General features: G+C 57.7%; 24 protein-coding genes. 12 read left to right on the plus strand and 12 right to left on the minus strand.

What is annotated here, in order from left to right; genetic code table 11:
* Window positions 1-251 precede the first annotated feature (251 nt).
* Window positions 252-1463 carry a Glu/Leu/Phe/Val dehydrogenase dimerization domain-containing protein gene (locus tag ABIB48_RS06985; RefSeq protein ID WP_110104511.1) on the minus strand — a complete coding sequence of 404 codons (1212 nt, stop codon included), beginning with the start codon at window positions 1461-1463 and terminating at the stop codon, window positions 252-254.
* 328 nt (window positions 1464-1791) lie between these two features.
* On the opposite strand from ABIB48_RS06985, the gene ABIB48_RS06990 reads away from it, so the two are divergent.
* From ABIB48_RS06990 to ABIB48_RS07000, 3 genes are read left to right on the plus strand one after another with little or no spacing between them, the layout of a single operon-like run.
* Complete coding sequence (locus tag ABIB48_RS06990; protein WP_110104512.1) at window positions 1792-2175, plus strand: hypothetical protein; 384 nt, start codon at window positions 1792-1794, stop codon at window positions 2173-2175.
* Window positions 2176-2200: 25 nt separating this feature from the next.
* A complete protein-coding gene (locus ABIB48_RS06995; protein WP_110104513.1) occupies window positions 2201-2647 on the plus strand; it encodes a peptidase dimerization domain-containing protein in 447 nt (148 codons plus the stop codon).
* Between the two features lie 12 nt (window positions 2648-2659).
* Window positions 2660-2923 carry a zinc-binding metallopeptidase family protein gene (locus ABIB48_RS07000; RefSeq protein ID WP_354212535.1) on the plus strand — a complete coding sequence of 88 codons (264 nt, stop codon included), beginning with the start codon at window positions 2660-2662 and terminating at the stop codon, window positions 2921-2923.
* 444 nt (window positions 2924-3367) lie between these two features.
* On the opposite strand, the gene ABIB48_RS07005 is transcribed toward ABIB48_RS07000, so the two are convergent.
* Entirely contained in the window at window positions 3368-5371 is a 2004-nt protein-coding gene (locus ABIB48_RS07005) for a hypothetical protein (protein ID WP_354212536.1), read from the minus strand.
* A 412-nt stretch (window positions 5372-5783) separates the two neighbouring features.
* Here ABIB48_RS07005 and ABIB48_RS07010 point away from each other — a divergent pair, with 412 nt between their 5' ends.
* Entirely contained in the window at window positions 5784-5912 is a 129-nt protein-coding gene (locus ABIB48_RS07010) for a hypothetical protein (RefSeq protein WP_354212537.1), read from the plus strand.
* 207 nt (window positions 5913-6119) lie between these two features.
* On the opposite strand, the gene ABIB48_RS07015 is transcribed toward ABIB48_RS07010, so the two are convergent.
* The 10 genes from ABIB48_RS07015 to ABIB48_RS07060 all read right to left on the minus strand — a co-directional run bounded on the left by ABIB48_RS07015 (window position 6120) and on the right by ABIB48_RS07060 (window position 15963).
* A complete protein-coding gene (locus ABIB48_RS07015; protein ID WP_354212538.1) occupies window positions 6120-6575 on the minus strand; it encodes a hypothetical protein in 456 nt (151 codons plus the stop codon).
* A 663-nt stretch (window positions 6576-7238) separates the two neighbouring features.
* Window positions 7239-8009, minus strand: a complete 771-nt coding sequence (locus tag ABIB48_RS07020; protein ID WP_354212539.1) for an enoyl-CoA hydratase/isomerase family protein — start codon at window positions 8007-8009, stop codon at window positions 7239-7241.
* Between the two features lie 15 nt (window positions 8010-8024).
* Complete coding sequence (locus tag ABIB48_RS07025) at window positions 8025-9119, minus strand: ABC transporter ATP-binding protein (RefSeq protein ID WP_110104520.1); 1095 nt, start codon at window positions 9117-9119, stop codon at window positions 8025-8027.
* Between the two features lies 1 nt (window position 9120).
* Entirely contained in the window at window positions 9121-9945 is an 825-nt protein-coding gene (locus ABIB48_RS07030; protein ID WP_110104521.1) for an ABC transporter permease, read from the minus strand.
* Window positions 9942-10850: an ABC transporter permease gene (locus tag ABIB48_RS07035; RefSeq protein ID WP_110104522.1), complete on the minus strand. Its 909-nt coding sequence runs from the start codon at window positions 10848-10850 to the stop codon at window positions 9942-9944. Before ABIB48_RS07035 ends, ABIB48_RS07030 begins: the two co-directional genes overlap by 4 nt.
* On the minus strand, window positions 10847-11884 hold the full coding sequence (locus ABIB48_RS07040; RefSeq protein WP_211315072.1) for an ABC transporter substrate-binding protein: 1038 nt from the start codon (window positions 11882-11884) through the stop codon (window positions 10847-10849). The genes ABIB48_RS07035 and ABIB48_RS07040 overlap by 4 nt, the downstream gene beginning before the upstream one ends.
* A 312-nt stretch (window positions 11885-12196) precedes the next feature.
* Window positions 12197-12790, minus strand: coding sequence for a TetR/AcrR family transcriptional regulator (locus tag ABIB48_RS07045; protein WP_110104524.1), 594 nt, complete (start codon window positions 12788-12790; stop codon window positions 12197-12199).
* 177 nt (window positions 12791-12967) lie between these two features.
* Window positions 12968-13912 (minus strand): DMT family transporter, encoded by a 945-nt coding sequence (locus ABIB48_RS07050; protein WP_354212540.1) that lies wholly within the window; start codon window positions 13910-13912, stop codon window positions 12968-12970.
* A 138-nt stretch (window positions 13913-14050) separates the two neighbouring features.
* Complete coding sequence (locus tag ABIB48_RS07055; RefSeq protein ID WP_354212541.1) at window positions 14051-15262, minus strand: Glu/Leu/Phe/Val dehydrogenase dimerization domain-containing protein; 1212 nt, start codon at window positions 15260-15262, stop codon at window positions 14051-14053.
* Window positions 15263-15342: 80 nt separating this feature from the next.
* On the minus strand, window positions 15343-15963 hold the full coding sequence (locus ABIB48_RS07060; RefSeq protein ID WP_354212542.1) for a TetR/AcrR family transcriptional regulator: 621 nt from the start codon (window positions 15961-15963) through the stop codon (window positions 15343-15345).
* Between the two features lie 160 nt (window positions 15964-16123).
* Between ABIB48_RS07060 and ABIB48_RS07065 the strand changes: the two genes are divergently transcribed.
* From ABIB48_RS07065 to ABIB48_RS07100, 8 genes are all read left to right on the plus strand, one after another.
* The gene (locus ABIB48_RS07065) at window positions 16124-17002 is read left to right on the plus strand and encodes an ABC transporter substrate-binding protein (protein WP_354212543.1); all 879 of its coding nucleotides are present in this window, start codon (window positions 16124-16126) and stop codon (window positions 17000-17002) included.
* On the plus strand, window positions 16999-18117 hold the full coding sequence (locus ABIB48_RS07070; RefSeq protein ID WP_110104528.1) for an amino acid ABC transporter permease: 1119 nt from the start codon (window positions 16999-17001) through the stop codon (window positions 18115-18117). The genes ABIB48_RS07065 and ABIB48_RS07070 overlap by 4 nt, the downstream gene beginning before the upstream one ends.
* A gap of 7 nt (window positions 18118-18124) precedes the next feature.
* Window positions 18125-18868 (plus strand): amino acid ABC transporter ATP-binding protein, encoded by a 744-nt coding sequence (locus tag ABIB48_RS07075; RefSeq protein ID WP_110104529.1) that lies wholly within the window; start codon window positions 18125-18127, stop codon window positions 18866-18868.
* A 107-nt stretch (window positions 18869-18975) separates the two neighbouring features.
* Window positions 18976-20424: a dicarboxylate/amino acid:cation symporter gene (locus tag ABIB48_RS07080; RefSeq protein WP_354212544.1), complete on the plus strand. Its 1449-nt coding sequence runs from the start codon at window positions 18976-18978 to the stop codon at window positions 20422-20424.
* Window positions 20425-20597: 173 nt separating this feature from the next.
* Window positions 20598-20978, plus strand: a complete 381-nt coding sequence (locus ABIB48_RS07085; RefSeq protein WP_110104531.1) for a YbjQ family protein — start codon at window positions 20598-20600, stop codon at window positions 20976-20978.
* Window positions 20979-21145: 167 nt separating this feature from the next.
* Window positions 21146-21778, plus strand: a complete 633-nt coding sequence (locus ABIB48_RS07090; RefSeq protein WP_354212545.1) for a TetR/AcrR family transcriptional regulator — start codon at window positions 21146-21148, stop codon at window positions 21776-21778.
* 55 nt (window positions 21779-21833) lie between these two features.
* The gene (locus tag ABIB48_RS07095) at window positions 21834-24497 is read left to right on the plus strand and encodes an MMPL family transporter (RefSeq protein ID WP_354212546.1); all 2664 of its coding nucleotides are present in this window, start codon (window positions 21834-21836) and stop codon (window positions 24495-24497) included.
* A 259-nt stretch (window positions 24498-24756) separates the two neighbouring features.
* The gene (locus ABIB48_RS07100) at window positions 24757-26010 is read left to right on the plus strand and encodes a GAF domain-containing protein (protein ID WP_354212547.1); all 1254 of its coding nucleotides are present in this window, start codon (window positions 24757-24759) and stop codon (window positions 26008-26010) included.
* The last annotated feature ends 106 nt before the right edge of the window (window positions 26011-26116 follow it).

The raw sequence follows: 26116 nt of genomic DNA on the forward strand, positions 1-26116 counted from the left end.
AGGTGAGACTTTGTTGAGGTCCAGTGCAGGACCCGCCGCCTTTGGCTGGGGCTCCTGCACTGGCCCGACAACAGTTACCGGAAGTTCTTTAACTAACCAGTCAGTTATATAACTAAGTGTGACTGGCATCACGCAAGTTGTCAATGTTGGCGGTGGAAATTTTGCGAGCTTCCGCACTGGCGCCCTGGGGCACCCGCCGGCACGCCCAATAGCACACCTGACGGACCCCAAGGAAGTGAGTGCCCAGTTGCTTAGGCCGTACCGTACTGCGCATCAATGGCAAGCAGCTGCTCACGAGTGAAAGCCAGTGCAGCATCGCGCAGTGATGACCCATCACGTACTGAGCGCACAAACATATCCGAGACAATCCTGCTCATTTCCCGCCGAATCATCGCTTCGGACTGCTGGGCATCGGCATCAATGTCACCAAAGAGCATCCACCACCACCACGCATTTGTGGCGGAGTTAGAGACGAAGTCCGGCACCACCTGTATGCCGCGAGCCAGGAGCATCTCCTCAGCCTCTTTGAGAACCGGCATATTCGCAGCTTCCACGATGAGTGAAGCCGCAATTTCGTGCTGATTTTCTGCGGTGATGCAGTAGGAAATGGCGGCAGGCACCAAAACATCAGTCTCAATGCGCAACCACTGATCACGTGGAACCAAGGCATCCTCAGGCCTCATGACCGCGCGGTCAATTTCGCCAAATGAATTACGGGACGCCAGCAAAGCCTCAACATCTAGCCCCTGCGGGTTGACAATGACTCCATTGGCATCTGAAATGCCAACCACCAACAGGCCAGCCTGTGAGAGGTAGCGTGCCGTGGCACCGCCCATAGAGCCGAAGCCCTGGATCACCACGCGGGACCCTTCCCTGCGGCGCCCCAATGCATCAAGGGCCGTTAAAACTGATTCTGCAACTCCGAGACCCCCAACCAACTCTCCCAGCCCCACTGCGTCTATATCAATCTCAAATGCACGGCTCAAACGCTCCGTGGCAGCAGCGCGATCCTCCAGCAGCGGATAGACAGCTTGCACGGAGCTCTCCAGTCCCAGCTCCGCAATGATCTCGTCAATGAGCTTTTGCTGCACACCCAGGTCCTCCCCCAGGGTCCAGTGGGCACTGACCAGTGCGCTGACGCTTTGCAGGAAGCGCTTGAGAACAGCGCGCATGTTGGGATCGTGCGGATCGCAGTCAATGCCACCCTTAGCCCCTCCGAGCGGAACATACCGCGCGCCGGGACGGTAGTGCAGTCCCTCCTTGAGCGTCATGCCTTGGGCGAGTCCGCGAACCTCGTCCAGGGTGCATCCCTTGCGCATGCGGAGACCGCCACTGCAAACCCCCCGGACCAGCCTGTCGATCACCAAGTAGCCCTTGTATCCGGTCACGGGATCAGTCCAGCTAATCTCCAGCAAGGAAGGGACCACGGTCTTGGCCGGCGCATTCTCAACTGCTACTGACATGCATAACTCCTATGTATCGGAAATTCTTTACTGAACCGCTATTCAGCATTCACGAGACTTGGATCATTTGTCAAGAGCCTGGATTGTGGTCAACCCACTCAGTGTGTGGAGGGATCTGCAGCTCACCCACCGCGAAAAATGTTGAAAAATAGCGGGCTACGTCACATTTCCGGGTCAGTTCCCATGCTACAAGCACCTCAGAATATGCATATACATTTGAGATTCGCATGTAAAAAAGCTATTTCTGATGTAGATATTAACCAAGACCGTTGACATCTACCGTGATTCACCGGACAGTTGATTTATTACCTGAACCGCGAGTCAGCAGTTGCGGTCATGGCACCCGGATAGTGCGGGAACTATCAGCCACCGCCTCGAACCCGAGTTTTTTGGAATCCATGGGAACCCGGAGCTGGGGTTCAAGGAGTTTCAGGCATCTGAATGGACCGCCTCCGTCTTAGCCAATGCTGGCTATGAGATCACCTCCGGAGTCGCAGAGCTCGCTACCGCCTTTGTTGCCACCATTGGTGAAGGCGAATTGGTGGTGATATTTGCGCGGCATTCGATGCGCTGCCCGGAATTGGTCATGTTTGCGCGCACAACATCATTGCCGGACCGGCAGTGGCTGCGGCATTGGCGCTGGTGCCCGTCACTTGGCGCCCTTCACTTCAAGGCTGGGAATTACCGCGGAGGTATTCGGGACACCTGCTGAGGAAAACGGTGCGGACAAGGCCATCATGATTGATGCCGGAGTCTTTGACGGGACGCATGCGGCCATGATGGTAAACCCCGGCACTAGCGATGTTTCTACTGCACGTACCTTGTCAACTTTAGATATCCTCGTCGAGTTCGCGGGAAAGCATTCCCACGCTCGTGCGGCCCCGTCAGAGGGCATCAATGCCAGCGACGCACTGACCATCACACAAGTCGCCATAGCTTTGCTCCGCCAGCAACTCAAGCCCACGGACCAAGTTCACGGGATAGTCAGCAACGGTGGTGAAGCCCCCAATATCATTCCCAGGAAAACGTCAACGCACTCCTATCTGCGTGCTGCAGATTTCGAATCACTGCAGGTTTTACAAGAACGGGTGCAGCGTTGTTTTGAGGCTGCTGCCTTGGCAACGGGCTGTATGCTTTCGAGCACATCGCTCTCCCCTGCGTACATGGAAATGCTAAACAATTAGGAGTTGGTGGAGTTGTATCAACGTAATGCCCAGAGTCTGGACAGGGTGTTTGATACATCCAGCGCCGCGTCCTCCCTCTTGGGCTCCACAGACATGGGTAACCTCTCGCACCTAGTGCCCTCAATCCATCCCCTGATTACGGTGGATTCTGCTTCAGCAGTTATCCACCAGCCGGAGTTTGCCGCGTATTGCGTGAGCGCATCAACTGATCAGGCTGTGATTGACGGTGGCAAGGCAATGGCCTGGACCATTGTCTATTCTCCCTGCACTAAGTGAAGGTGAATTAAATTCGTAAGTATCGGATCGTCGGCTCTCCGCCATTTATCCTCATGTTCGTTGTGACGCGGATTCCCCAAATCAACGGCCCGCACTTGTGGCCGGGAATCCCCGCCATTTTCTTTTAGATCACCGCTATCTCTACTTTTGGGGCACCGTCAGTTCTCATCTTTTTTGAATCAAAGAACAAGAACTTCGAGGAAGAGGCAGACGATTGACAACGGCCGCTTAAAGTATCAATCTTCGGTGTTTGGGTGGCCCGGAAAATAATTGGAACATCTCTCAAAGGATCTTCAGTCAGGTCCTCGCTGTCGCGGATCGCAACAAGATGTGCGCTTCTGGGGTTCAGTGAGGAAGTCTCCGCAGTCTTGGCGGAGTATCCCGCCCAGTTTCGGGCTTGACTCTCTCTATGTCTGTTGTTGATGCAAACATATCCGTCGGCGGCTAAGGGGTGATCTTGATTATTCCGCTCACGGCCGAGGCGAATGAACCAGAGGTTGCAGTAAGCGTGAAGGTACCGGGTATATCTATACGGCAGCCGGTGAATCTGGAGATTCCTGCCACCGCTGGTTGAGTGATTTTATCGCAGAGGAGAACAGCGCCGGCGGGTGTGGTGAGGGTTAGGGACACTGAAGCAGTGCTGGTAGTGATGGTGTTCCCTGCGGCGTCTTGTATTGCAACTGCAGGCTGGGTAGCGAAGGCCGCCCCACCCTTACCATCGGTGGGGACACTCGTGAAGACAAGTTTGGCGGCAGGCCCCGCCGTGATCGTCAAGTTCGCGCTTACCGCGTTCTCTAGTGCAGGGGAGGTGGCAGTTATCGTGTAGGTGCCGGGTGTGTTAATGCTGCAACCACTGAAGCTGGCAGTTCCTGCTACAGCTGCTTTAGGGTTTGCGGTACAGCTCAGTGTTGCACCGGCGGGTGTAGTGAGGGTCAGGGACACTGGAGCGGTGCTGGGGGTGGCATTGCCAGCAGCATCATGAATGGCCACTGATGGCTGGGTAGTGAAAACGGTTCCAGCGGTCCCGCTGGTGGGCATAGTGGTGAAGGCGAGTTTCGCGGCAGGTCCCGTCACTGTGATCGTAGCGCTGTTAATAGGAACAATTTTGGCATTACTGGATTTTGCAGTAAGTGTGTAAACGCCGGGTTTATCGATAGAGCAACCGGAGAAAGCGGCAAGACCATTCATGGGCTTACGGCTATTTGCGGCGCAGGTCAACGTGGCACCGTTCGCATCATTCAGGCTCAAGGTAATCGTGGAAGTGTTACCTGTCGCCGTGGCACCGTTCGCAGTCAGGATGGTAATGACGGGCTGGATGGGGAAGGCCGTGTCTGCAGATACCGAGGCAGAAGGCTGGGTGCTGAAGATCATTCTTGGCGGTGGGGTGCTCATGACAAAGGTGGAACTGAGGGCTTTGGTAAGACCAGCCGATGTTGCTGTCAGACTGTACGTTCCGTTTGTATTTACTTGGCAGCCGGTGAACGTGGCGATGCCGGAGGAGGCACCTTTGGTGGTGTTTGGGGTGCATGCGAGAGTGGCAGTGCCCGGTGTTGTGAGTGTTAGTGTGATCGGGGCTGAGCTGGCTGTCACAGTATTGCCGCCAGCGTCCAGAACTGTGACTACTGGTTGAACCGGGAAGGCGGCATTGCGGGCGCCATTACCCGGGCTCGTGGTGAAGACTAGTTTCGCTCCTGGGCCCACGGTATTGGTCACAACGGTGCTGAAGGCGAAGGCCAGACCGGCTGATGTTGCGGTCAATGTGCTGGTGTTTGGTTTATCGATACTGCAACCTGTGAAGGAAGCGACTCCCGACGAGGCGGCCCGGGTGGTGGCTGCACAGGCCAAAGACGCGCCTTTTGTCTCTGTGAGGAACAAATTTACCACTGCCGTGCTGGTGGTTACTGTATTTCCGCCGGCGTCTTGGATGCTGACCGTCGGCTGGGCAGTGAAGGGTACCCCGCCTGTGGAGGTCGGAGAGGGTTGGGAGGTGAAGCCGAGCTTACTTGCTGGCCCTACCAGGATGGTGAAGCTTGCGCTAGTAGCGCTAGTAAGGCCGGTAGACGCGGCAGTTAATGTGTAGGTGCCGGCCTTATTGACGCTGCACTCGGAGAACTCAGCTTTACCCGCAGAGGGTGTGATGGGGTTATCGTCACAGCTCAGGATCGCACCCAAGGGATTACCGCTGATGCTCAGAGTAACCAAGGCAGTAGCGTCGGTCGCTGTGCGACCTGCACTGTCTTGGACTGTAACAACGGGGTCGGTGTCGAAAGCTATGCCCCCGGTGGAGTTCGACGGCGAGCTCGTAAAAGTTAGTTTCGTGGCCGGACCGGCGACAGTAAACGAAGAAGTGACGGCACTGGTAAGTGAGGACACAGTGGCGGTGAGTGTGTAACTGCCGGGCCCGGTGATCCGGCATCCGGAGAATGTGGCGATTCCATTGACTGTCATCGCCGAATTCGCTGGCGATGATGCTGCGCAACCGCTGAGAGTTCCACCGGAAGCACTTAAAGTAACTAGTCGGGGGGTACCACTGGTGACAATGCTGCCTTGAAAGTCTTGGATGGCCACCTGGGGTTGGATTGCGAACGCTTGAGCCGAGGAAGAGCTGGAGGGTTGAACCAGAAACCCGAGCTTGCTCGGGGAGCCGGCTGGCGTGACGTTGACACTGCCGGAAAGGGTGCTGGGTGCGGTCCAGCTCCGGTAGACGGAAGTAACCGTGTAACGGTATACCCCGACAGACACCAGGATGTCATTGCAGGAAACCCCGACGATTGGTGAGGTCCGGGTGGTCCCGCAGGCAGCGGATGTGGTGCCATCACTGGTTTTTGTTCTTGTGACGTAATACCCGGTGGGGCGCGGAGTGAGGGTTGCGGCTGTCCAGGACACCGGAACTGTTCCGGTACTTGAGGACGGGACGGTAGCGTTGGTGGGCGGCTGGAGTGTTCCTAATGAAACTGGTTCACTTGTCCCGGCACCGGCCGCACTGTAAAAAGACCAGGCAGGGCTAGTACCGGACGCCAACATAGCAACAAAGGCAAGGACAAGGACTAGGAAAGCGCTCGTCGCCACTATCCCGGTTCCGCGTTTAAGCGGACGTGGTGATTCCACCTCGGCCCCTATCGGTTGCTTGCGCCCATGTTTCGCCGGGCATTGCGTAGGGGCGGCCCCGTTCCGGGACCGCCCCTACGCGGATCAGTTAGTTAGAAGTGACAGTCAAAGTAATCGTGGCACTCTTACAAGCATCCTGATTGATGGCGGTGTCTTTGAACGTGAGTGTTCCAGTGCCCGTCAAGGGTGCGTCAACAGCACCAGCTGCAACTGTCGTATTGGAAACAACGTCGGGAATGGTGAAGTCAGCTGGAAGGCAACCAATGTCACTGGTGGTGACTACGTTCTTCAGGGTCCCGACGTACAGGCTGGACGTGCCCGGGTTGCTCGCCGTGTAGGTGACAGCCCTTGTCCCAGCGGGGGTAAGCCCGGGGGCAAAGTTGGCAACGAGGGTCACCGTGCCGTTGGAGTCAGCATTGGTCGCGGCTCCGGTTCCAGCACCTGTGGTGGACCAGTAAGCGAATGCGGCGCCACCACCGATTAGAACGAGGCCTGCCGTAGCGGCGACGAGCTTGGTTTTCTTGCTGAACTTTTTCTGAGCCATGATTCCCCCCAGGGATTCTTAGAAGTCCTTCGACCGGATTAGCAGTGAAGCCGCGATTCTGGACCAAACGTGGATAGATTCGGGGCAAATCCCGACCTAGGCTCCACTATGCCACACAAAAATCAGGTTATTCACAGCTTTTACCAAGGGTGCCTCAAGGTTTACTCAGGTTTCACTCAAGGGTGCCTCAAGATGCTCACACCACTCTCAAGAGGACCCATCCCACCTTCAGGACAGCAGCTAGAAGTTGAGAGTTTTCTTGCCATAATTCACGCCTAGCCAGTGACCAGAATTAGTGGCGTAACCATATTTGATGGTGCGGACTTGGCTGTGTAAGTATTCGAATGCTCCGGTGGCATAAACCCTCATCTGATGCTTCTGGGCATGAATTGCCGTCAAACACGGTTAGGAAGGGTCTGCATCCAGGTCCGCACGGGGCCCGCATGGCAATAGGTCCAACCCCAGCAGGCCCCGCCCCACCGCGCTGTAAAAGTCTTCCCTATCCCAAGACCTTCGTTGGCCATTGTTGACAACGGTTCTCCTCGGTGGGTCAGCCACGGCGCGCCCGTTGTCCCGTTGCTGGGCTGGGTTTCGCTGTGGCTGACCCCGCTAACCCCTTTAGATCCCGAGCAAAGAAAATCAGGTCCCGCGCCTATTCACATCTCAAGCAGTGCTCTTGGCAACAAATGCTTGGATGCGCGCGTTGGTGTCGGGATGGGAAATTATCGAGGAAATACTCTCAGCCTCCAACGCCAGGTGCGCAGCGAAACCCGCGTTACTGGCGCGCTTGAGAAGCTGCCGGGTGGGACCCAAAGCCTGTGTTGCACCCGCTGTCAGCTGTGTCCCCAGCGCGCGGGCTCGTTCAACCAATTCTTCAGCAGGCACCAGTTCGCTCACCAGTCCCCAAGCAAGGCCCTCTTGAGCTGTGACAGGGCGTCCCAGCAGGCAGATTTGGGCTGCGCGCTGGTGCCCCACTATCTGAGGAAGCAGATACGAGACGCCACAATCAGGGCTCAACCCCACGTTGCCATAAGCCGAGACGAAGCCAGCCTTGTCCGATGCGAGCACAAAATCGGCATTGAGCACCAGGCCTAGGCCGGCACCGGCAGCAAACCCATGGACGGCAGCAATGGTGATGAGCCGTGAGTGTGCAAGACTCAGCAACCCTTCATGCATCTTTTCTGCCAGCGCCTTCAGGAACCGAGCCGGGTCCTGCGCCGCTGCCATCATGTGAACATCGCCACCGGCACAAAAATACTTTCCATTGCCCTGCAGGATCACAACGTGGCAGTCAGGATCGTTTTGCGCCAATTCGATGGCGGCGCAAAATTCATCAGCCAAGGTATCACTGAGCGCATTGGCTTCGGCGGGGCGGTTCAAGGTGAGCCACAGCAGTGGCCCCTCCTGCTCCACCACAATATTGTCAAACGTCATAGCGTCCGTCTTGTTCTAGGCCAGGACTCGGGCATCGGCGGCTTCCCAATGCATTTGAATCTGGGCCCCTGCGTGGATGCCATCAGGTGAGCGGGGAACTTCGGTGCGGGCAATCAAGAGGGCACCGGCATCCGTGCGGGCCTGGACTGTCCGGCTGCTGCCAAGGTAGATGCAATCTTCCACGGTAGCTCCGATCTGGTCATGAATGGTGTTGGTTATCTGGCCGGCAGGAGAAACACGCATATGCTCTGGCCGGATCATTAACCCGGTGCCCTCCTTGGCATGCCCCAGGGGCAGTTTGAACTCGCGGGCATGCTGCCCGTCAATAAATGCGGAATTCTTAATGGATCCTTGGAAGATGTTGGATACACCCACAAATTCAGCGGCGTACCGGCAGCTCGGTGCGTTGTACAGCTCTTCTGGCGTGCCTAGCTGAACAATCTGCCCATCCTTGAGCAAGGCAATCCTGTCTGACATGGTCAGTGCCTCGTCTTGGTCATGGGTGACGAAGACAAACGTGATGCCGATGTCCTTGTGCAGCTTGCGGATTTCCAGCTGCAGCTGCTCGCGTAGCATCTTATCCAACGCTCCAAGAGGCTCATCCATGAGCAATACGCGGGGGCGGAACACGATGGCACGCGCCAGCGCCACACGTTGCTGCTGACCACCAGAAATTTCGGTGGGCTTGCGGTTTGCCATGCGGCCAAGGTCAACCATGTCCAAGGCCTCCCCTACCCGGCGGATAATTTCAGCCTTGGGGACGCCCAGCCGCTTCAGTGGGTACGCCACGTTTTCTGCCACGCTCATGTGCGGGAACAAGGCATAGTGCTGAAACACCATACCCAGTCCGCGCTTGTGCGGCGGCAGACGGGACACATCCACGCCGTCGACCTCTATGGTGCCACCCGAGGGCTTGACGAATCCGGCAAGGATGTTCAGAAGCGTTGATTTGCCGGAACCACTGGCCCCAAGCAATGTCAGGAACTCACCTCCGCGAATGTCCAGATCAACTGAATCAAGCACTGTCAGCTCTTTGTAGGTCTTGCTGATTCCGGAGATGCGGATCGGGGCACCAGAGGATTCATACTGGGTTTCTTGAGACTTCGTCATCTCATATTCCTTCGTTCATGGTCAGGGACGCTCGACGGTCAATCATTTTTCGGATCATTTTTACTGCACCCATCAAAAGGAACGTTGAAATGATCACCAGCAGGGAAAGGCTGGAGACTGCGGCTACTGCCGGGTCCACCTGGACACGTATGCCGGACCACATCTTTACCGGCATAGTGGTCATATCGGGGCCCGAGAGGAAAATGGCGGTCACCACTTCATCCCAGCTGGTGATGAAAGCGAACAATGCCCCCGCGAGCACGCTGGGAAGAATGAGCGGCAAGGTAATCCGGAAGAAGGTGGAGACCGGCCCGGCACCGAGGTTCATGGAGGCCATTTCCAGCCGGCGGTCAACAGAGACTAACCCGGTGGAAACGTTGATCATGACGTATGGGACGCCCAAGCAGGTGTGCACCAAGACAAAGCCCAGCGTGGTCTCGGTCAGCCCCAAGTTAAGGAACGCTATGTAAACGGCCAAGCCAACAATCACGTACGGCACAATCAGTGGTGCCAGCAGCACTGCCGTGACGGCGTTGCGGAACGGAAACCTGCCACGCACCAGAGCTAGTGCGGCCAGCGTTCCCAAAATTACTGAGACGGTGGCTGACAGTAGCGCCACTTTGAGGCTAGCGAAGGCCGACCGTCCCCAGCTGGGGTCATCAAGCAATTGCTGGTACCAGCGCAAGGAGAGTTCCTTGGGCGGGAAGGTAAGGAAGGAGCTGCTGGACAGTGACATGGGGACCACCACCAGTACGGGCAACAGCAGGTACAGTCCTATGATCGCGGCGAGGAGAATCAAGGCCGTTCTTGCAAGGATGCGGTTCATGATTGTCCCATCAAGTGCTTTTGCAGGTCAAAGTACTTACTGGCCAAGCCAATGAGGAGGAATGTGGTGACAAGCAGCATGGTAGCCAGCGCCGCAGCAAACCCGAACCGCAGGACTGTGCTGACCTGCTGGACAATCAATTCACCAATCATGGTGTTCTTTGGCCCACCCAACAATGCCGGGGTGATGTAGTAACCCAAGGCCTGGACGAAGGTCAACAAAATTGCCGCCGCAACACCTGGCAGGCTCAACGGAACAAAAATCCGCAAGAACGCCCCTGAGGGGCGGTCGCCCAACCCTTCGGCAGCCTGCAACAGGCGGCGGTCAATGGTTCGCATGGTGGCATAGATCGGCAAGACGGCAAACGGTAAGGCCACTTGGACCATACCAATCACCACTCCGCTCATGGTGCGGATGATGGTGACGGGTTCAGCGATGAGACCCGCATCCTGTGCCAGCGAGTTTAGTACGCCTGTGTCACGCAAGAGCAGGACCAGGGCGAAGCTGCGGACCAGAATACTTGTCCAGAAAGGCACAAGCACCAAAACCAACATCACTGTGCGCCACTTCGGTGTTGCCAGTGTCATCAGGTATGCGTAGGGGAAAGCCAGGAGCAACGTTACCGCTGTGACAATTGCCGCTGTCAAGAACGTGTTGCCCAAAACTTTCACATAGACGGATTGGGCAAAAATTGCCGTGTAGTTCTGCCACCCAAATGTGGGGTCGGTGAAGCTCTTTTGGAGCATGACAAACAACGGGAGGATAAAGACCAGGATGAGGAACACTAGCAGCGGCAGAACTAGCGCACCCCACCCGTCAATGCGCAAGAAGTTTTTGATCTTGCTGGCAAAGGAGGGGGGCGCCGGCTGCCGCAGGGCTGCCCTGGTCCCTGCGGCTACACTCATTTGGCGATCCAGTTATTGAGCTCTTCGGTGACCGAATCATAGTTCTTGGCCCAGTATGAGTAGTCAATGAGCCCGGCGGAATCCTTGGAGACTTCTTCGCTGCCGGCAAGGTCCTTGCGATCAGCTTCGGGAACCAAGCCAATCGCGTCACTGGAGACAGGACCATAACCGGATGCGACGGCGTCGTCCGCTTGGGCCTGCCCGTTACCCAAGAACCAGACCATCCAGTCCGCGGCCAATTCGGCGTTGGGGTATCCCTTGGGGATGACTACCTGGTCATAGGAGATGAGGTTCTGCCCGTAGTCATTGGCCACGGCCTGGCCCTCTGCTGCGGCCTTGGTGATGCGGCCATTCCAGGCTTGCACCAGAGGCGCTTCCCCGCTGGCCACCAGCTGGGTCTGCTGGTCACCGGTGTCATACCAAACAATGTCTTTCTTGATGGTGTCTAGCTTGGCAAAGGCTCGGGGCAGATCCAGCGGGTAGAGCTTATCTGCCGGGACGCCGTCGGCCAGCAGTGCTGCCTCAAACAGTCCGCCGGTGGCGTACTTCCAGAAGCCGCGCTTCCCCGGGAAAGTCTTCGTATCGAAGAATTCGGCCCAGTTAGTGGGGTGCTTATCGGCAAACACCTCAGTGTTGTACGCAATGCTGAACGTGTACTGCAGATTCGGGATGGCGCATTCGCCCATTTGGGCCTCGGGAACGCCGGCGGCCTTGGCGGCGTCAATGACTCGTTGTGGCAGCTTCTCCAGCAAGCCCTTCTCACAGGCAGTATTGGCAAAGTTGGGTTCAACTTCAACAACTCCCCAGTTGACCTTGCCGGCATTGACCTGGGTCTCGATCTTGGCGTAGTCAGTGGGTGAATCTTCCTTGATGGTCACACCACTCTCCGCAGCCCAGGGGGTGAAGTAGCTAGCCACATGTGCAGACTGGGCTTGCCCGCCCCACATGGTGACAGTGAGCGACTTTTCATCCGAAGCCGTTCCGGCTCCGCCACACGCGGAAAGGGAGAGCGCCAACACTGCCGCTCCTGCCATTACTTTGTACCTTCGTGCCATTTTAAGGTCCAACTTCCATAGTTAACTAATCAGTCAGTTATCAATAGAACTGTGACGCAGTTCACGATGTTTGTCAATGCCAATTTTTCGCCGGGTTCTCTCAGGGCCGCCAGTCCGGGCATCTCCCTGGGCACGGCTTGGGCCGGGCTTGGGCCGGACTTCGGTAGGGCCCGGGCACCTTCGTGGCGCTGCAAAGCAACCCGATCCGGCATGCGGATTCAGGCTGGGTTCAGGTTTGGCCAAGTGGGCACGGTAAGGCCCTGCCACCGTGGTTCAGCTAGTGCGGGCTTGCTACTGCGGGAGAAAGCTGTCAATAAACGCCGTGCAGGTGGCTTGCATCCGATCAAGGGTCATGTGCGCTGACCCAATCAGAACCTGGATTGCCAAACCGTCCATCATAGCCACGTAGGCGTCTGAAAATGCCGCCAGATCCGGAATATCCAGAAGGCCCGCGTCGCGGGCCTCCGTGGCAGCCTCAAGGACGGCACGGCGCCAGTCACCGTAATAGACATCATTGATGGCGGCCAGCGGCAGCGAACGCAACGCAGAAACCCACAGCTCAAGCCACACTCGCCATGACTCAATGGTGACATCAGAGCTGGGGAGATAGCCGCTGGCAAGTTTGCGAAGCCGCTGAACCGGGTCGTCGTCCTCCGCAAGGTAATTCTCCCGGCGCTCCACAGATTGCTCATATTGGAAACGGAAGGCTTCAACCAACAGCTCATCCTTGGAGGCAAAATAATAGTGCACCGTGCCGGTGCTGTAACCGGCAATCTTGGCCACGTCCGCAATTCTCAGATCACGAAATCCGCGTTCGGAGATCACTAAGCGCGTTGCCTCCAGAATCTGGTGACGCCGCTCTGCAACTGCACTTGGACGAGCCATAGCTTCAATCTTCTCTCTCACAATGTGGATACTGCTTTGACTCTAACCCGCGCCAGAGCAGTAGCTGTTCAGGGTAGATTCAAAATTCTCCGGGGCGTAAGCACAAGGCCGTACCCTCAGCGGACACGGAAGGTGTCAGGAAGCGCCACGCAAGCTGCGCAACAAACAGCTCAAGGTTCACGTCTTCGTGGCCATATTCTTAGTGCCAGCACCCCTCCTCCTGCTTTTTCGAGACTGGATGAGTGCCATCACTGGCAGGCCCAGCACTGCCGCAATAATGGCAACAATACCCAGTATCTGTACAGGCAACAGCCGCTCCCCCAACGCAGCAACTCCAATCAGGGCAGCAAGTGCCGGCTGTGAAGTGTCCACAAGTGAGGTGTATGTAGCCCCCAGCCGTTTCAGCCCAGCATAGTAAGCGGCCAACCCGATGGGGACAATCACCACCCCATGCAGGGCAAGGTATCCCATGCCAAGACCAGACGAGGGAAATTCCAGCTGCCCAGTCAACAGCGCGGCAATGACACTAGACACGCCAGCACCTAGCAATACCAGGCTGGCTGCCGTCAACGGCGGAGTGTCCCCCACCGTTGCACCTGCCGCAAAAACGTAGAAGGCATACCCCACCGCGGTCACCACGGCCAACATCATCCCAGCACTAGAACCGATCCCCACGGAATTTGATAAAACAATAATCCCCACACCGCTCAAGCCAAGGGCTAGCAGCAAGATTTCTGCAACCCTGGGAAATCGATGCACGCGCAGAGCCACAAGTATGGCAACAAGAGCCGGATATATGTAGATGATCGCCACCGTGATCGAGGTATCCAGCCGCTCCAGCGCAGCGAAGTACGCCCACATCTGCGGTCCGAACAGCAGCGCACCGAGCAGTATCAGCCGCCAGGCAATACTTCTGGCCACGTTTTTCTCTCGCATGAGCCGTGACACCAGCCACAAGACAATGGCGGCGATCAAACATCTGAACGCCACAAGGGAGAGCCCGTTGAGCTGCGCGGTGTAGGCGAGTCTGACAAACGCTGGAGTGCTCGCGAAAGCAACAGCCGAGAGGAGAACGAATCCCACACCCACTGTGACGGCAACAGGCCCTGTTCGCGGTGTCACGGCTGTGGGTTGCTGATTTATATCAGGCTGCACGGCCTGTCCTTCAACCAGTGTCACTAAGGTCCAATCGCATGCTAGAAGTGAGAAGCATCTTTGCTACTCAGAGGAAGGCGTAGTCAAACCGCCGCTTTTTTACTATCAGACTGGGGCGAACGCCGTCTCAATGGCCAGCAATTGATCGGCAGTGAAGGCCAACGCAGCCTCACGCAAAGTAATGCCTTCAGCTGCCGAGCGGTCAAACATGTCCGTGACGATTCTGCGCATCTCGGTGCGAATTTTCCGTTCTGACTGTTCGGCATCGGCGTCTATGTCACCAAAGAGCATCCACCACCACCAGGCGTTAGTTCCGGAGTTGGCAACAAAGTCAGGTACTACGTGGACGCCGCGCGCAATAAGCAGGCTCTCCGCCTCAGGAAGCACAGGCATATTGGCCGCTTCGACTATCAACGAGGCGCTCACCTCTTGCGCATTCTCAGCGGTAATGGCGTAGTAGATGGCAGCCGGCACCAAAACATCCGTGGGAACGGAAAGCCACTGCTCGGGCGGCAACTGCGTGTCCTCAGCGCGCAGGCATGCACGGTCAATCTCGCCGAATGAATTTCGTGAGGCGAGCATTGCTTCCACATCCAGCCCCGCCGGATTCACAATCACGCCGTTGGCATCTGCAATTCCCACAACAATCATTGATGCCCGCGCCAAGTATCTAGCCGTTGCCCCGCCCATGGAACCGAACCCCTGGATCACCACCCGTGATCCAGCATGGGGGCGCTGAATTTTATCCAAGGCCGTCAATACGGATTCGGCAACTCCCAACCCACCAACCAGCTCATCCAGACCAATCCCATCCACTGTGATGGTGAATGCCTGGCTGAGCCGTTCTATGGCTTCTTCACAATTCTCAAGCAATGGGTAGATGGCCTGAACGGAGCTTTCAAGGCCTAGCTCGCTCAGCACCTCATCGATGAGCTTCTGCTGCAACCCCAGATCTTCGCCCATGGTCCAGTGAGCTTTGATTAAGGCACTGACGCCTTGTAAGTATCTCTTGAGCACGCCACGCATGTGCACGTCATGCGGATCGCAATCAATGCCGCCCTTCGCCCCACCAAGCGGAACGTAAGCGCTGTCCGGACGGTAGTGCAGGCTCTCTTTAAGGGTCATCCCCTGAGCAAGGCCGCGAACTTCCTCCAAGGTGCAGCCTTTGCGCATGCGAAGCCCGCCACTACAGACGCCCCGGACCAATCTGTCAATCACCAGGAAGCCCTTATAGCCGGTTACCGGATCGGTCCATGTCACTTCCATCAGCGGCGGGCGCGGTGTTGGGCGCATTTCATCCTGGACACTGACCGGCATGAGATGGCTCCTCGCTTTTGAGAACATTCTTACTGAATGATTAGTCAGTATTCACGTAGCAGAGAAGCTTGTCAAGAGCCCTATTTTTCAGGCGCCACCGCACTCAACGCGGACTGGTCCACAGCCAGTTCCCAGGCAACTTGGCGAACCAGCCAGGCACGCAAATCTGCGCGACTGATGGGCTCCTTATGGACCACCATCCGCACGGCGAGCCCATCCAGGAAAGAAGTCAAGCGCGTAGCTGCCTCAAGGGAATTACTGGACTGGAAGACCCCGTCCGAAACCCCCGCATCAATGACGCTGGAAATCGCCTTATTCCATTGCCGATGAAGGTCTACCAAAACCTCCGCCAACGCCACGTCCCGCATGGCGGCGGACCATGCATCAACCCAAATCTGCCACCCCCTAGCCTGCCCTGTTGGGGCATACCACTCCAAGGCCGCCATGAGGAGTTCGGCAGGAGAGCCAGAACCTCGCATGATCCGCCCTAGTTTGAGCAGGTCCCTTTCCGCTGCGTAAGTCAGTGCATCAATCAGCAGCCTTTCCTTGGTCTCGAAGTGATAAATGATCAGTGCAGAACTAACGTCCATAGCGTCAGCCACATCAGCAATCCGAACTGCCTGCATTCCCTTTTCTCGAATTTGCTTGACAGTCTCTGCCAGTACCTCAACCCGGCGCGCTTGGGCATTCATCCTCTTCATAACCGAAACCCTATCCCGTACAACGAAAATACTGGTGGCGAACAAAAAGTTACACACAAGCCGTTGACATTGGCTGTGACACACGGCACAGTCTACTTATTAGCTGTATGGCCAGTCAGTAATTATGGTCTTCTTTCAAGAATGAAGGGCGAAGTCTCACATGGCAAAACATCGACTCACAACTCTGGCAGCGGTGGTAGCTGCCGCCAGCTTGGCACTGACGGCTTGTGGCAGTTCAACACCAGCGGCCAACGACGGCGGACCCGCAGCTTTTGGTGAATGCCAGCTCTACGGCGATGCCGGGTCAATATCCCTCACACCGGTCACCCCGGACACGCTCACGGTTCAGACAAATCTGCCCTCACCCGGCTGGTGGAAGGGTATCTCTCCGGAAAAGATCACCGGAGGGTTTGAATATTGCCTGGCCGCTAATATTGCCCACCGTGCGGGCTTGAGTAAACTCAAAGTAGTCAATGCCTCTTTTGATGCCCTGGTTGCCGGACAGACCAAGGATTACGACATCGCCATGGCCCAGATCTCCATCACTGCCGAACGGGAAAAAGTGGTCCAGTTCTCCAAACCGTACTTTGATTCCAATGTTGCAATCTTGGCCAAAAAGGGTGCGGATGTGACAGCTGCGAACATGAAGGACAAGAAACTGGGCGTGGCCTTAGGAACAACAGCTGTGGAGTTTGTCCAGAAGAAGATCAACCCGAGCACACCGGCACGGGTCTTCCAAGAAACCGACGCCATGGTGACAGGTGTTGCTTCCGGCCAAATTGACGCCGCCCTTCAAGACACTGCCATCATGCTTGGTTTTGCCAGCGGTTCCTCCGGCGCCCTCGAAGTTATAGGACAGTACAAAACGGGTGAACAATACGGCGCCATTTATCCCAAAGGTTCAGAGAACGCGGCGGCCATGGATGCCGCCATCGAATCCATGTCCACGGACGGCACGCTTGAGAAGCTCTCAGCGGACTGGCTTGGACCCACGTTGGGTGGCGATCCGGCCAAGATTCCAGTGTTCCCCACCCCATGAGCACCACGAACCCCACCACGGCCGGTGACAGCCTGCAAAAGAGTAGTTTGCACGCACCCCCGCCCACCGTAACGCCCTTTACTATTGCCGCGGTTGCTGTGGTGGCATTGACCGCCGCGGTGTCTTATTACGCCCTGATATGGCTCTTTGCTTACATTTATCCCAACGGTGCGTCCGGGCTGTTCACGGCACTCTTTGTTGCGCTGTGGTTGGCGGCTCTCATTCCGCTGATTCCTGCGGTTCAGGCCATGGGTAGATCCCAAAAGGCCAACGCGCTCTTGCGTTCCCATGATGTAGTGGGCGCACGGCACCATGCCGCCCTCGGCCGGGAAGCAGCCTTGACGAGCATGGGCTATTCGGCAGCCATTTTGGTTCTCGCTACACTCGTTGCCTTTGTCAGCACCAAAGACGGTGCCATCGCCTCAACATTTTTGCGTCCAGCATTCATCGCACAGGCCTTCTCAGATGTTCTCGCTGCATTTTGGGTCAACGTACGTGTTGCCCTCGGAGCCGAGGTACTAGTCCTTGTCCTGGGCTTGGGTATTGCCATCATGCGCATGTTGCCAGGGCGCGCCGGACGGCCCCTGCGGGTGCTGGCAATTTTATATACGGACATCTTCCGCGCTATTCCCGGAATCATTGTCCTCTACCTTGTCGGCTTTGGTTTGTCCTTGGCTGAGGTGCCCTTCTTCAAGGATCTGCCACCGATCTGGTTGGCGATCTTTGCCCTCACCTTGACTTACAGCGCCTATGTAGCCGAGGTGTATAGGGCTGGGCTTGATTCAATTCATCGCAGCCAATGGGCTGCCGCCCGCTCCCTGGGGCTCTCATACCCTCAGGCCCTTCGCACCGTCATCATTCCCCAAGCGGTCCGGCGCGTCATCCCTCCGTTGCTGAACGATTTCATTGGTCTACAAAAGGACACCGCCCTGATTGGTGTCATGGGTGTCATTGATGCCTTCACCCAGTCCCGGCTGATTGGTTCTGCGGTGTTCAACCTGTCCCCCGTGACCGTGGTGGCGATCATCTTCGTTGTGGTAACTATCCCCCAGTCACGCTTTGTTGACCGGATGCTAGAAAAAGACCAGGCCCGCCAGCGCTCAGGATCAAGTTAGGATAACTATGCATTTTCTACAGATTCGCGATCTTCACAAGTCTTATGGTTCCCTGGAAATCCTCAAGGGGGTCACCCTGGATGTGGCACGGCATGAGGTGGTGTGCCTTATTGGCGCCTCCGGCTCCGGAAAGTCCACCTTGTTGCGCTGCATCAACGCCCTGGAACCCATTGATTCGGGCACAATCCTGGTCAACGGCGATCAGGTCACGGGACTGGGCGTGGACTTGAACGCACTGCGACGCAATGTGGGAATCGTCTTCCAGTCCTACAACTTGTTCCCCCACATGTCAGTGCTGAAGAACATCACCTTAGCCCCCACCATGGTGGGCGGCGTATCCAAGGAGGCTGCCGAGCAGCGGGCCTTGGAGCTACTGGAGAAGATAGGTCTGCGGAACAAGGCCGGCTCCTTCCCTGACGCGCTGTCCGGCGGCCAGCAGCAACGCGTGGCTATTGTCCGTGCCATGGCCATGGACCCCCAGGTATTGCTGCTCGATGAAATCACCGCTGCCCTAGACCCGGAACTTGTTGGCGATGTTTTGGAGATGATCAGGGAACTTGCCGTGGATGGGCTGACGATGCTCTTGGCCACTCATGAGATGGGTTTCGCCAGGGAAGTTGCCTCGCAGGTGTGCTTCTTGCACCAAGGGAAGATTCTTGAACGTGGAACACCCCAGCAGGTCTTTGAAAACCCGCAGGAGGAACGTACGCAGCAATTTCTTAGCCGTGTGATCCAAGCTGGCAGGCTCTAGAGAAACTAGCGACGCCGTTTGGCACCGGCGGCAGCCATACCTTGCACGATGTAACAGCGGGACACACAAATTTCCAAGTGTTATTGTGTGCCGCATACCGTAGAGAAATGACTTCCACAGCGAGCACCCCACGCGTCTCAAAACTGCCCAAGTGGGCGAGTTCCTTCGGCGTACAAATCATTGCCGGTCTTGTTGCCGGCCTAGTACTGGGCTTGATCGCCCGCCAGCTTGGCACTGATCCTGAGACCGAAAGCAACGGGCTCATGACGACGCTGGGCCTGATCGGCTCCAGCTACGTCTCCATTTTGAAGGCAGCTGTGGTTCCGCTGATCTTCACCGCCGTTGTCTCCTCGATCGCCAATCTGCGCCAGGTCACTAACGCCGCACGCTTGGCGTGGAACACCCTGCTGTGGTTCGCCATCACGGCTCTGATCGCAGTCACCATCGGCATTGCGCTGGGCACGCTTATCCAGCCTGGAGCAGGCACCGGAACAGCCACTCCCAAGGATTACACCGGCAAAACCGGTGACTGGTGGGCCTTCCTGATTGGCTTGTTCCCCTCCAATTTCCTGGGTCTGGGTGCTTCAACTAAGGCTTCTGACTCTGGCGACCTCGTTACCAGCGTGAACTTCAACGTCCTGCAGATCCTGGTCATTGCCATTGTCATCGGCATCGCAGCACTGAAGGTTGGCAAGGCAGCTGATCCATTCCTGAAACTTAACGGTTCAGCCCTGGCTGTTATTCAAAAGGTGCTGTGGTGGATCATTCGCTTGGCACCGATTGGCACCGTCGGCTTGATCGGAAACGCTGTAGCCTCTTACGGCTGGACCACCATTGGCTCACTGGGCAAGTTCACAGTAGCTATTTACCTGGGCCTGGCACTGGTGCTTTTTGTGGTCTACCCGATCCTGATCAAGTCACACGGGCTCTCCATCAAGCAGTACTTCTCAGGAGTTTGGCCTGCCGTGCAGCTGGGCTTCGTCTCACGCTCTTCCATTGGCACCTTGCCCCTGACCCAGCGCGTGACCGAGCGTAACTTGGGTGTTCCCCGCGCCTATGCTTCCTTCGCCGTGCCGCTGGGCGCCACCACCAAGATGGACGGTTGCGCCGCCATCTACCCGGCCATTGCAGCCATCTTCGTGGCACAGTTCTTCGGTATCCAGTTGGACCTGGGCCAGTACCTTCTCATCGTGCTGGTTTCCGTCCTCGGATCAGCAGCAACCGCAGGCACCACGGGCGCTGTCGTGATGCTCACCTTGACCCTGTCAACGCTGGGACTGCCACTGGCCGGCGTCGGACTTCTGCTGGCGGTTGACCCCATTTTGGATATGGGCCGCACCGCCGTCAACGTTGCAGGCCAAGCCCTGGTCCCCACCATCGTCTCCAAACGCCAGAACATCCTGGATGAGGCGCTGTACAACGCACCCCGCAATGGCAACCCGTTCGCTGATGACTCCGATGATCTGCTCCAGGATTTGACCGGCGCCACCACCGCGGCTGACACCGGCGTGGATGCCGATGAGGTTGATCCGAAGCGTCAGACGGCAAACGTCTAAGCCGCAAGCAAGCTCGCTGTTCGTGTACACATCCCGTTAGGGCCGGTCTGCTGACCTCGCCTTAGCGGGATGTTTGCGTGAGGGCGCTGTCACCTGTGGCAGTTCCCCACAGCACTGGCACGTATGATTCCTAACGCAACGAATTTTCAGCACCGAACTTTTAGGGACCAGCAATGATCATCGTCACCACAAACGACCTGCCCGGCTACAAGATTGATGCAGTCTTTGGTGAGGTCATGGGCCTCACCGTGCGCTCCCGCCACGTGGGCGCACAGTTCACCGCCAGCTTCCGCTCCTTGGGCGGGGGAGAACTGCCCGAAATGACCAAGGCCCTCTATGAAAGCCGCCAGGAAGTTGTGGCCCGCATGGTTACCGAAGCCCAGCAGAAGGGTGCCAACGCCATTGTTGCCACCCGCTTTGACACCTCGGAAATGGGCGGCACCTGGACAGAGGTCTGCGTCTACGGCACCGCAGTCTTTGCCATTCCGCTGGGCGCGGGCGAACCCGGCGCAACCGGCCAGTCGGTCTACCTTTCCCAGAACCCCCAGGGCTAAGAGCCGCCGGGCTAAGAGCTGCCGGGCTGAGAGCCGCCGGGCTGAGAGCTGCTGGGTCGGGAGGCTGGGTACCAACCGCGGCCGGCACCCAGCCTCCTCCACAGCGACTAAACCGCATCCTAGATGGCTACTTGCACTTAGTGCATCTTTGCACTTAGTGTAGCAATATGAGTTTTCCTGCATCGCATCCTCCCTCGGTAGCGGCACCGTCCCGGCGTGAGCTCAATAAGGCAGCCACCCGTGAAGCAATCGCACTAGCTGCACTAGATTTTCTTCGCAGCGGTGACTTGAACACTTTCACTGTGGATGACGTAGCTGAAGCTGCCGGAGTATCCCGGCGCACCTTCTTTAACTACTTCTCCTCTGTGGAAGCGGCCGTTGCAAGCTTCACCCAGAACTATCTGGATCAAGTCATTGTGGAATTGGAAGCCCGCCCGGCTGGCGAGCCGCTTCTGGAGTCCGCACAAATTGCGCTCTCCGCCCTAGGTAATGCCCACGATCTGGGCATACTGGCAGAAACTTTTGCACTCACCCAGGACCCTCAGCTCAGCCGTTTCCAACTTCAAGCGTGGGATGAATGCAGCACCAAGATCACCCAATTCGCCCGGGACAGGATGCCTGCAGGCACAGATGAGCTGTTCCTCTTCACCTTGGTAGGTGCTGTTATTGGCGGTGGGCGGGCCGCCTTCCTGGTCTGGTTTTTAGAACATGGAACCGATGTCACGCAAGCATCGTTGAGCGATCTACGCAACAAACTCCAGGCCGCTATTTCCCTTATTCGTCAAGGCTTCCCCAACTAGGTCTACCCGCTGGCGCAGTTTCTGCGCAGGCACTACATGAAAGAACGGATTGATCATGGCCCTTTGGCTTTATCGATTAGGGCGCTTAGCCGCCCGCCGCGCATGGCTGGTTATTGCCACTTGGGCGGTCATCATGGGTTTGGTGGGTGGCGCTGTTGCACTGTTCATGGGCCCCATGTCCAACAACTTCGAAATTCCTGGCACTGAAACCCAGCAGATGGCGGATAAACTCCAGGCGGAGCTACCGGAAGCCTCCGGGGGTACCGGGGCAGTGGTGTTCACCAGTGCTGACGGATTGCAGTTCACCTCCGCCCAGGAGAAGAACATCACCGCGGCCTTGCAGTCCGTGACCTCCGTTCCTAGCGTCAAGGGTGTCATTGACCCCTTCCTGGTGACGGCACAGAAGGAAGCTGGCGCAGCGCAACTAGCCGACGGCGCCAAGAAACTTGCCGCTGGAGAGGCCCAAGCTGCCGCCAAAAAGCCTGAACTGGACGCAGGCCTGAAGGGCGTTGCCGCAGCTAAGGCCAAACTAGATGCCGGCCAAGCCCAGCTCGATGCCCAAAAGGAGCAAATTGCGGCCCTTCCGGCCGGCTCCCCACAAGCCCAGGGGGCTGCCGCGCAGCTCGCCGCCGGTCAAGCCCAACTGGATGCGCAAAAAGCCCAGTGGCAGGCCGGCAAGGATAAAGTTGACGCCGGGCAAGCAGAGTACGACGCCGGGCAGGCCACCTTGGCTGCCAAGCGGGCCGAACTTTCGATCGGCCAGCGCAAGGCAGATGCGGCCGAGGGTATCCTTTTTGTTTCTGAAAACGGCAAGGCCGCCATTGGCCAGATTCAGTTCTCCGAGTCAATGAACGCTGTGACCCCAGCCAACCGGCAGCTGGTTCAGGACAAGCTCAACGTCCTGGAGACTGACGGCGTAACGGTGAACTACAGCAAGGAGATCGTCGAAGACGTCTCGGAGCTGTTTGGGATCTCCGAGGTGCTAGGTATTGCGGTTGCCGCTGCCGTGCTGTTGATCATGTTGGGTACTTTTGTTGCTGCAGGCCTGCCCCTGCTCATGGCTGTTGTGGGCGTAGGCATTGGTGTTGGCGGCACCATGGCCCTGACCACGGTTATTGAAATGTCCTCCATCTCCCCCATGCTGGCCTTGATGTTGGGGCTTGCGGTAGGCATTGATTACTCCTTGTTCATTGTGAACAGGCACCGCCAGCAGCTGTTGGCGGGCATGGACGTGCGGGAATCCATTGCCAAGGCCACAGGCACCTCAGGTAATGCAGTGACCTTCGCCGGTTTGACCGTGGTTATTGCCTTGGCAGCACTCTCGGTGACGGGATTGCCGTTCTTAGCCATCTTGGGCCTGGCCGCGGCGGCCACCGTGGCAGTTTCCGTGCTGATTGCCCTGACCCTGACACCTGCCCTGCTCTCACTGATTGGCACCCGGATCATTTCCAAAAAGGCGTGGGCTAAAAATACTGTTGCCACTGCCAAGCATGAGGCCACGTTGGTGGGCTTGACTAAGACTGAGCAGGGCGCCGCCGATGAAGCCGCGGACATTGCTCGCAGCGCGCGTGGCTGGGGTGGCCTTGTCACCAGGCATCCCCTGATCTCACTCATCACCGCTGTCTTAGCACTAGTAGTCATCGCGATCCCGGCTACCGGTCTGCGTTTGGCCCTGCCCGACGGCGGCTCCGAGCCTGTCGATTCCAGCGCCTACCAGGCGTACTCCATTACGGGCAAGAACTTTGGTGAGGGCATGAACGGGCCCATCATCGTAGTAGCTTCACTCCCGGCAGGGCTGGATGAAGCACAAGCTACCGTACTGAATTTGGATGTTGCTGATCAGTTGCGTTCTGTTCCCAACGTCATCGCGGCAGTTCCAGTCACGCTCAGCGCGGATAACCGCACTGCTGTGTACCAGGCCATCCCGAAGGAAGGACCAGCCAGTGAAAGCACGGTCCAGGTTGTTCATGATCTGCGCAGCGAAGGCGCCACCATCTTGGCTGATCATGATGTGAGCATTGGATTGACGGGCCAAACAGCTGCCAATGTTGATGTCTCCGAGAAATTGGGTGCGGCGCTTCCGCCCTACCTGGCCATTGTTGTGGGACTGTCCTTGATCCTGTTGATCCTGGTCTTCCGCTCCATCCTGGTGCCGTTGCTGGCAACGGCCGGCTTCTTGCTCTCACTGGTGGCAGCCTTTGGCGGCGTCGTAGCCGTCTACCAGTGGGGCTGGCTCGGTGGGATCTTCGATGTGCCCAACCCAGCTGCGGTTCTGAGCTTTTTGCCCATCATCTTGATAGGTGTGCTGTTTGGACTGGCTATGGACTACCAGGTGTTCATCTCCTCAGGAATGCGGGAAGCGTACGCCCATGGACAGGATGCCAAGCAGGCTGTGCGCACCGGGTTCAAACATGCGGCACCCGTTGTCACCGCCGCAGCGATCATCATGGTCAGCGTGTTCTCCGGCTTCATTTTCAGCCACCTGACCATGGTGCGCCCCCTCGGCTTTGCCTTGGCGTTTGGTGTTCTCATTGACGCGTTCGTGGTCCGTATGACCATTGTTCCTGCGGCCATGCACCTGATGGGCAAGTCGGCATGGTGGATCCCGAAGTGGCTGGATAAAATCCTGCCTGACGTTGACGTTGAGGGTGCCAAACTTGCCAACCTGACCGTTACCTCGGATGCCTCAGAGCTGGAACCGGCGCCAGCCAACGGCTAGGACCGCACGCCGGCGGGCAAAAATTGCCTCCTGAAAATCGAGTACGCAGCTGTTGGCCAGCCAAAGAGGCCCACCAGCTGCGTACTCGATTGCGTTTCTGCACAATGGCCCAGTGCCACCAACCGCAGCCACCAACCGCAGCCGTGCAACCACAGCCCGTGCAACCGCAGTGCGCACTGCACTAGAGTGGTGATCTACGGCACATTCATGCGGGATTAGCGCGGCCGTTACCACCCACACGCAGGCAATGGAGAAGTAAATGTCCCCCCTACGCCACCTTGTTGAGGACCTGCCCGCCATGCGTGCGCTGGTGCGTGAATCCTGGTTACGTTCTCTGAAGACCCTGACCACGCCGGCCGGGCTCACCCCGCCGCTGGTGTGGGAAAGCCGTGAACTGCTCGAAATCCGCCAAGATCACCCCTTGGCCTCGATCATGCCCGTCATCACCAAGCTGCTGGTAGAGCCCAGCCGCGACACCGGGCTGCTGGTGGCCGTGGGCGATGAGCATGGCCGGCTCCTCTGGGTGGAGGGTGACTCGAGTGCCCGGCGCAACGGCGAAATCATTAACTTTGCCACGGGGGCCGACTGGTCTGAGACGGTGGTGGGAACCAGCGCTCCTGGCACCGCCCTGGTGCTGGGAAAGAGTGTGCAAATCACCGGCCAAGAGCATTTCAGCTCCGCCGTCCATTCGTGGAGCTGCACAGCGGTTCCCGTGCACGATCCCGATTCCGGCTCCCTGCTGGGAGTTGTGGACATTACGGGCGGCGCCGAGGCCGTGGGCACCAATACCCTCTCCCTGGTCCAAGCCACCGTGGCTGCCGCAGAATCCCAGCTGCGGATCGAACGGCTGGAACAACGTGCCGCCATCAGGGACACCGGCACCCGCACCACCAACACGCCCAGCACCACCAAGCCTCTGTACCGGGATAGCTTGCAAATTTTAGGGCGCGATCAGGGCCTGTTGCACGTGGCCGGCCAGGCTGTAATTCTCAGCGAGCGGCACACCGAAATCCTGACCATGCTGGCCCTGCACCCCGGCGGGCTCACTGCCGAAGAACTCACCGGCAAGATCTATCCTGCCGGCTCATCCCTGAGTAGTATCCGGGCGGAAATGGTGCGGCTGCGCAAACTCCTGCTGTCCGCCGCACCCAGCCTTGTCCCGGAATCTCGCCCCTACAGGCTGCCGCGCGCGCTCGTGGTGGACGCCGAGCAGGTCCGTCATTATCTTGACCGTGGCGCGCACCGCCTGGCCCTGAAAATATACCCGGGCGAGCTCATGCCCCGCTCCCTGGCGCCCGCCATTGAGGCGCTCCGGAGCAGGTTGGCGATCCACGTGCGTGAGGCCATTCTCACCGATGCCAGCCTGGAAACTCTGCTGGGTTACCTCCAGCTTCGCGAAGCCGCGGACGACGTCGATGCCTGGCGCACAGCACTGCGTCTGCTGCCGCCGCGCTCACCCAAGCGCTCCGCCGTGGTGGCTCATCTTGAGGCGCTGGAGGCATTGGAGGGCTAAGTTGCGAGGACGCCCCGTCTCTCCAACGCCGCCCCAAGCCACAGCCGCCAACTCTTAGCTGTTCACCGCGTCTGCTTCTGTGAGCGAGAGTGAGGCTTTGTTCAGC

The sequence above is a fragment of the Arthrobacter sp. UYCu511 genome, assembly GCF_040547105.1.
Classification (GTDB): domain Bacteria; phylum Actinomycetota; class Actinomycetes; order Actinomycetales; family Micrococcaceae; genus Specibacter; species Specibacter psychrochitiniphilus.

Excerpts from the sequence above, each read along its gene's own strand:
- ABIB48_RS07045 (WP_110104524.1), bottom strand. The coding sequence starts at position 12,790 with ATGGCTCGTCCAAGTGCAGTTGCAGAGCGGCGTCACCAGATTCTGGAG.
- ABIB48_RS06985 (WP_110104511.1), bottom strand. The coding sequence starts at position 1,463 with ATGTCAGTAGCAGTTGAGAATGCGCCGGCCAAGACCGTGGTCCCTTCC.
- ABIB48_RS07075 (WP_110104529.1), top strand. The coding sequence starts at position 18,125 with ATGCATTTTCTACAGATTCGCGATCTTCACAAGTCTTATGGTTCCCTG.
- ABIB48_RS07095 (WP_354212546.1), top strand. The coding sequence starts at position 21,834 with ATGGCCCTTTGGCTTTATCGATTAGGGCGCTTAGCCGCCCGCCGCGCA.
- ABIB48_RS07100 (WP_354212547.1), top strand. The coding sequence starts at position 24,757 with ATGTCCCCCCTACGCCACCTTGTTGAGGACCTGCCCGCCATGCGTGCG.
- ABIB48_RS07080 (WP_354212544.1), top strand. The coding sequence starts at position 18,976 with ATGACTTCCACAGCGAGCACCCCACGCGTCTCAAAACTGCCCAAGTGG.
- ABIB48_RS07005 (WP_354212536.1), bottom strand. The coding sequence starts at position 5,371 with ATGACAGTCAATGGAATCGCCACATTCTCCGGATGCCGGATCACCGGG.
- ABIB48_RS07060 (WP_354212542.1), bottom strand. The coding sequence starts at position 15,963 with ATGAAGAGGATGAATGCCCAAGCGCGCCGGGTTGAGGTACTGGCAGAG.
- ABIB48_RS07025 (WP_110104520.1), bottom strand. The coding sequence starts at position 9,119 with ATGACGAAGTCTCAAGAAACCCAGTATGAATCCTCTGGTGCCCCGATC.
- ABIB48_RS07085 (WP_110104531.1), top strand. The coding sequence starts at position 20,598 with ATGATCATCGTCACCACAAACGACCTGCCCGGCTACAAGATTGATGCA.
- ABIB48_RS07020 (WP_354212539.1), bottom strand. The coding sequence starts at position 8,009 with ATGACGTTTGACAATATTGTGGTGGAGCAGGAGGGGCCACTGCTGTGG.
- ABIB48_RS07035 (WP_110104522.1), bottom strand. The coding sequence starts at position 10,850 with ATGAGTGTAGCCGCAGGGACCAGGGCAGCCCTGCGGCAGCCGGCGCCC.
- ABIB48_RS07055 (WP_354212541.1), bottom strand. The coding sequence starts at position 15,262 with ATGCCGGTCAGTGTCCAGGATGAAATGCGCCCAACACCGCGCCCGCCG.
- ABIB48_RS07040 (WP_211315072.1), bottom strand. The coding sequence starts at position 11,884 with ATGGCAGGAGCGGCAGTGTTGGCGCTCTCCCTTTCCGCGTGTGGCGGA.
- ABIB48_RS07030 (WP_110104521.1), bottom strand. The coding sequence starts at position 9,945 with ATGAACCGCATCCTTGCAAGAACGGCCTTGATTCTCCTCGCCGCGATC.
- ABIB48_RS07070 (WP_110104528.1), top strand. The coding sequence starts at position 16,999 with ATGAGCACCACGAACCCCACCACGGCCGGTGACAGCCTGCAAAAGAGT.
- ABIB48_RS07015 (WP_354212538.1), bottom strand. The coding sequence starts at position 6,575 with ATGGCTCAGAAAAAGTTCAGCAAGAAAACCAAGCTCGTCGCCGCTACG.
- ABIB48_RS07065 (WP_354212543.1), top strand. The coding sequence starts at position 16,124 with ATGGCAAAACATCGACTCACAACTCTGGCAGCGGTGGTAGCTGCCGCC.
- ABIB48_RS07090 (WP_354212545.1), top strand. The coding sequence starts at position 21,146 with ATGAGTTTTCCTGCATCGCATCCTCCCTCGGTAGCGGCACCGTCCCGG.
- ABIB48_RS06995 (WP_110104513.1), top strand. The coding sequence starts at position 2,201 with ATGATTGATGCCGGAGTCTTTGACGGGACGCATGCGGCCATGATGGTA.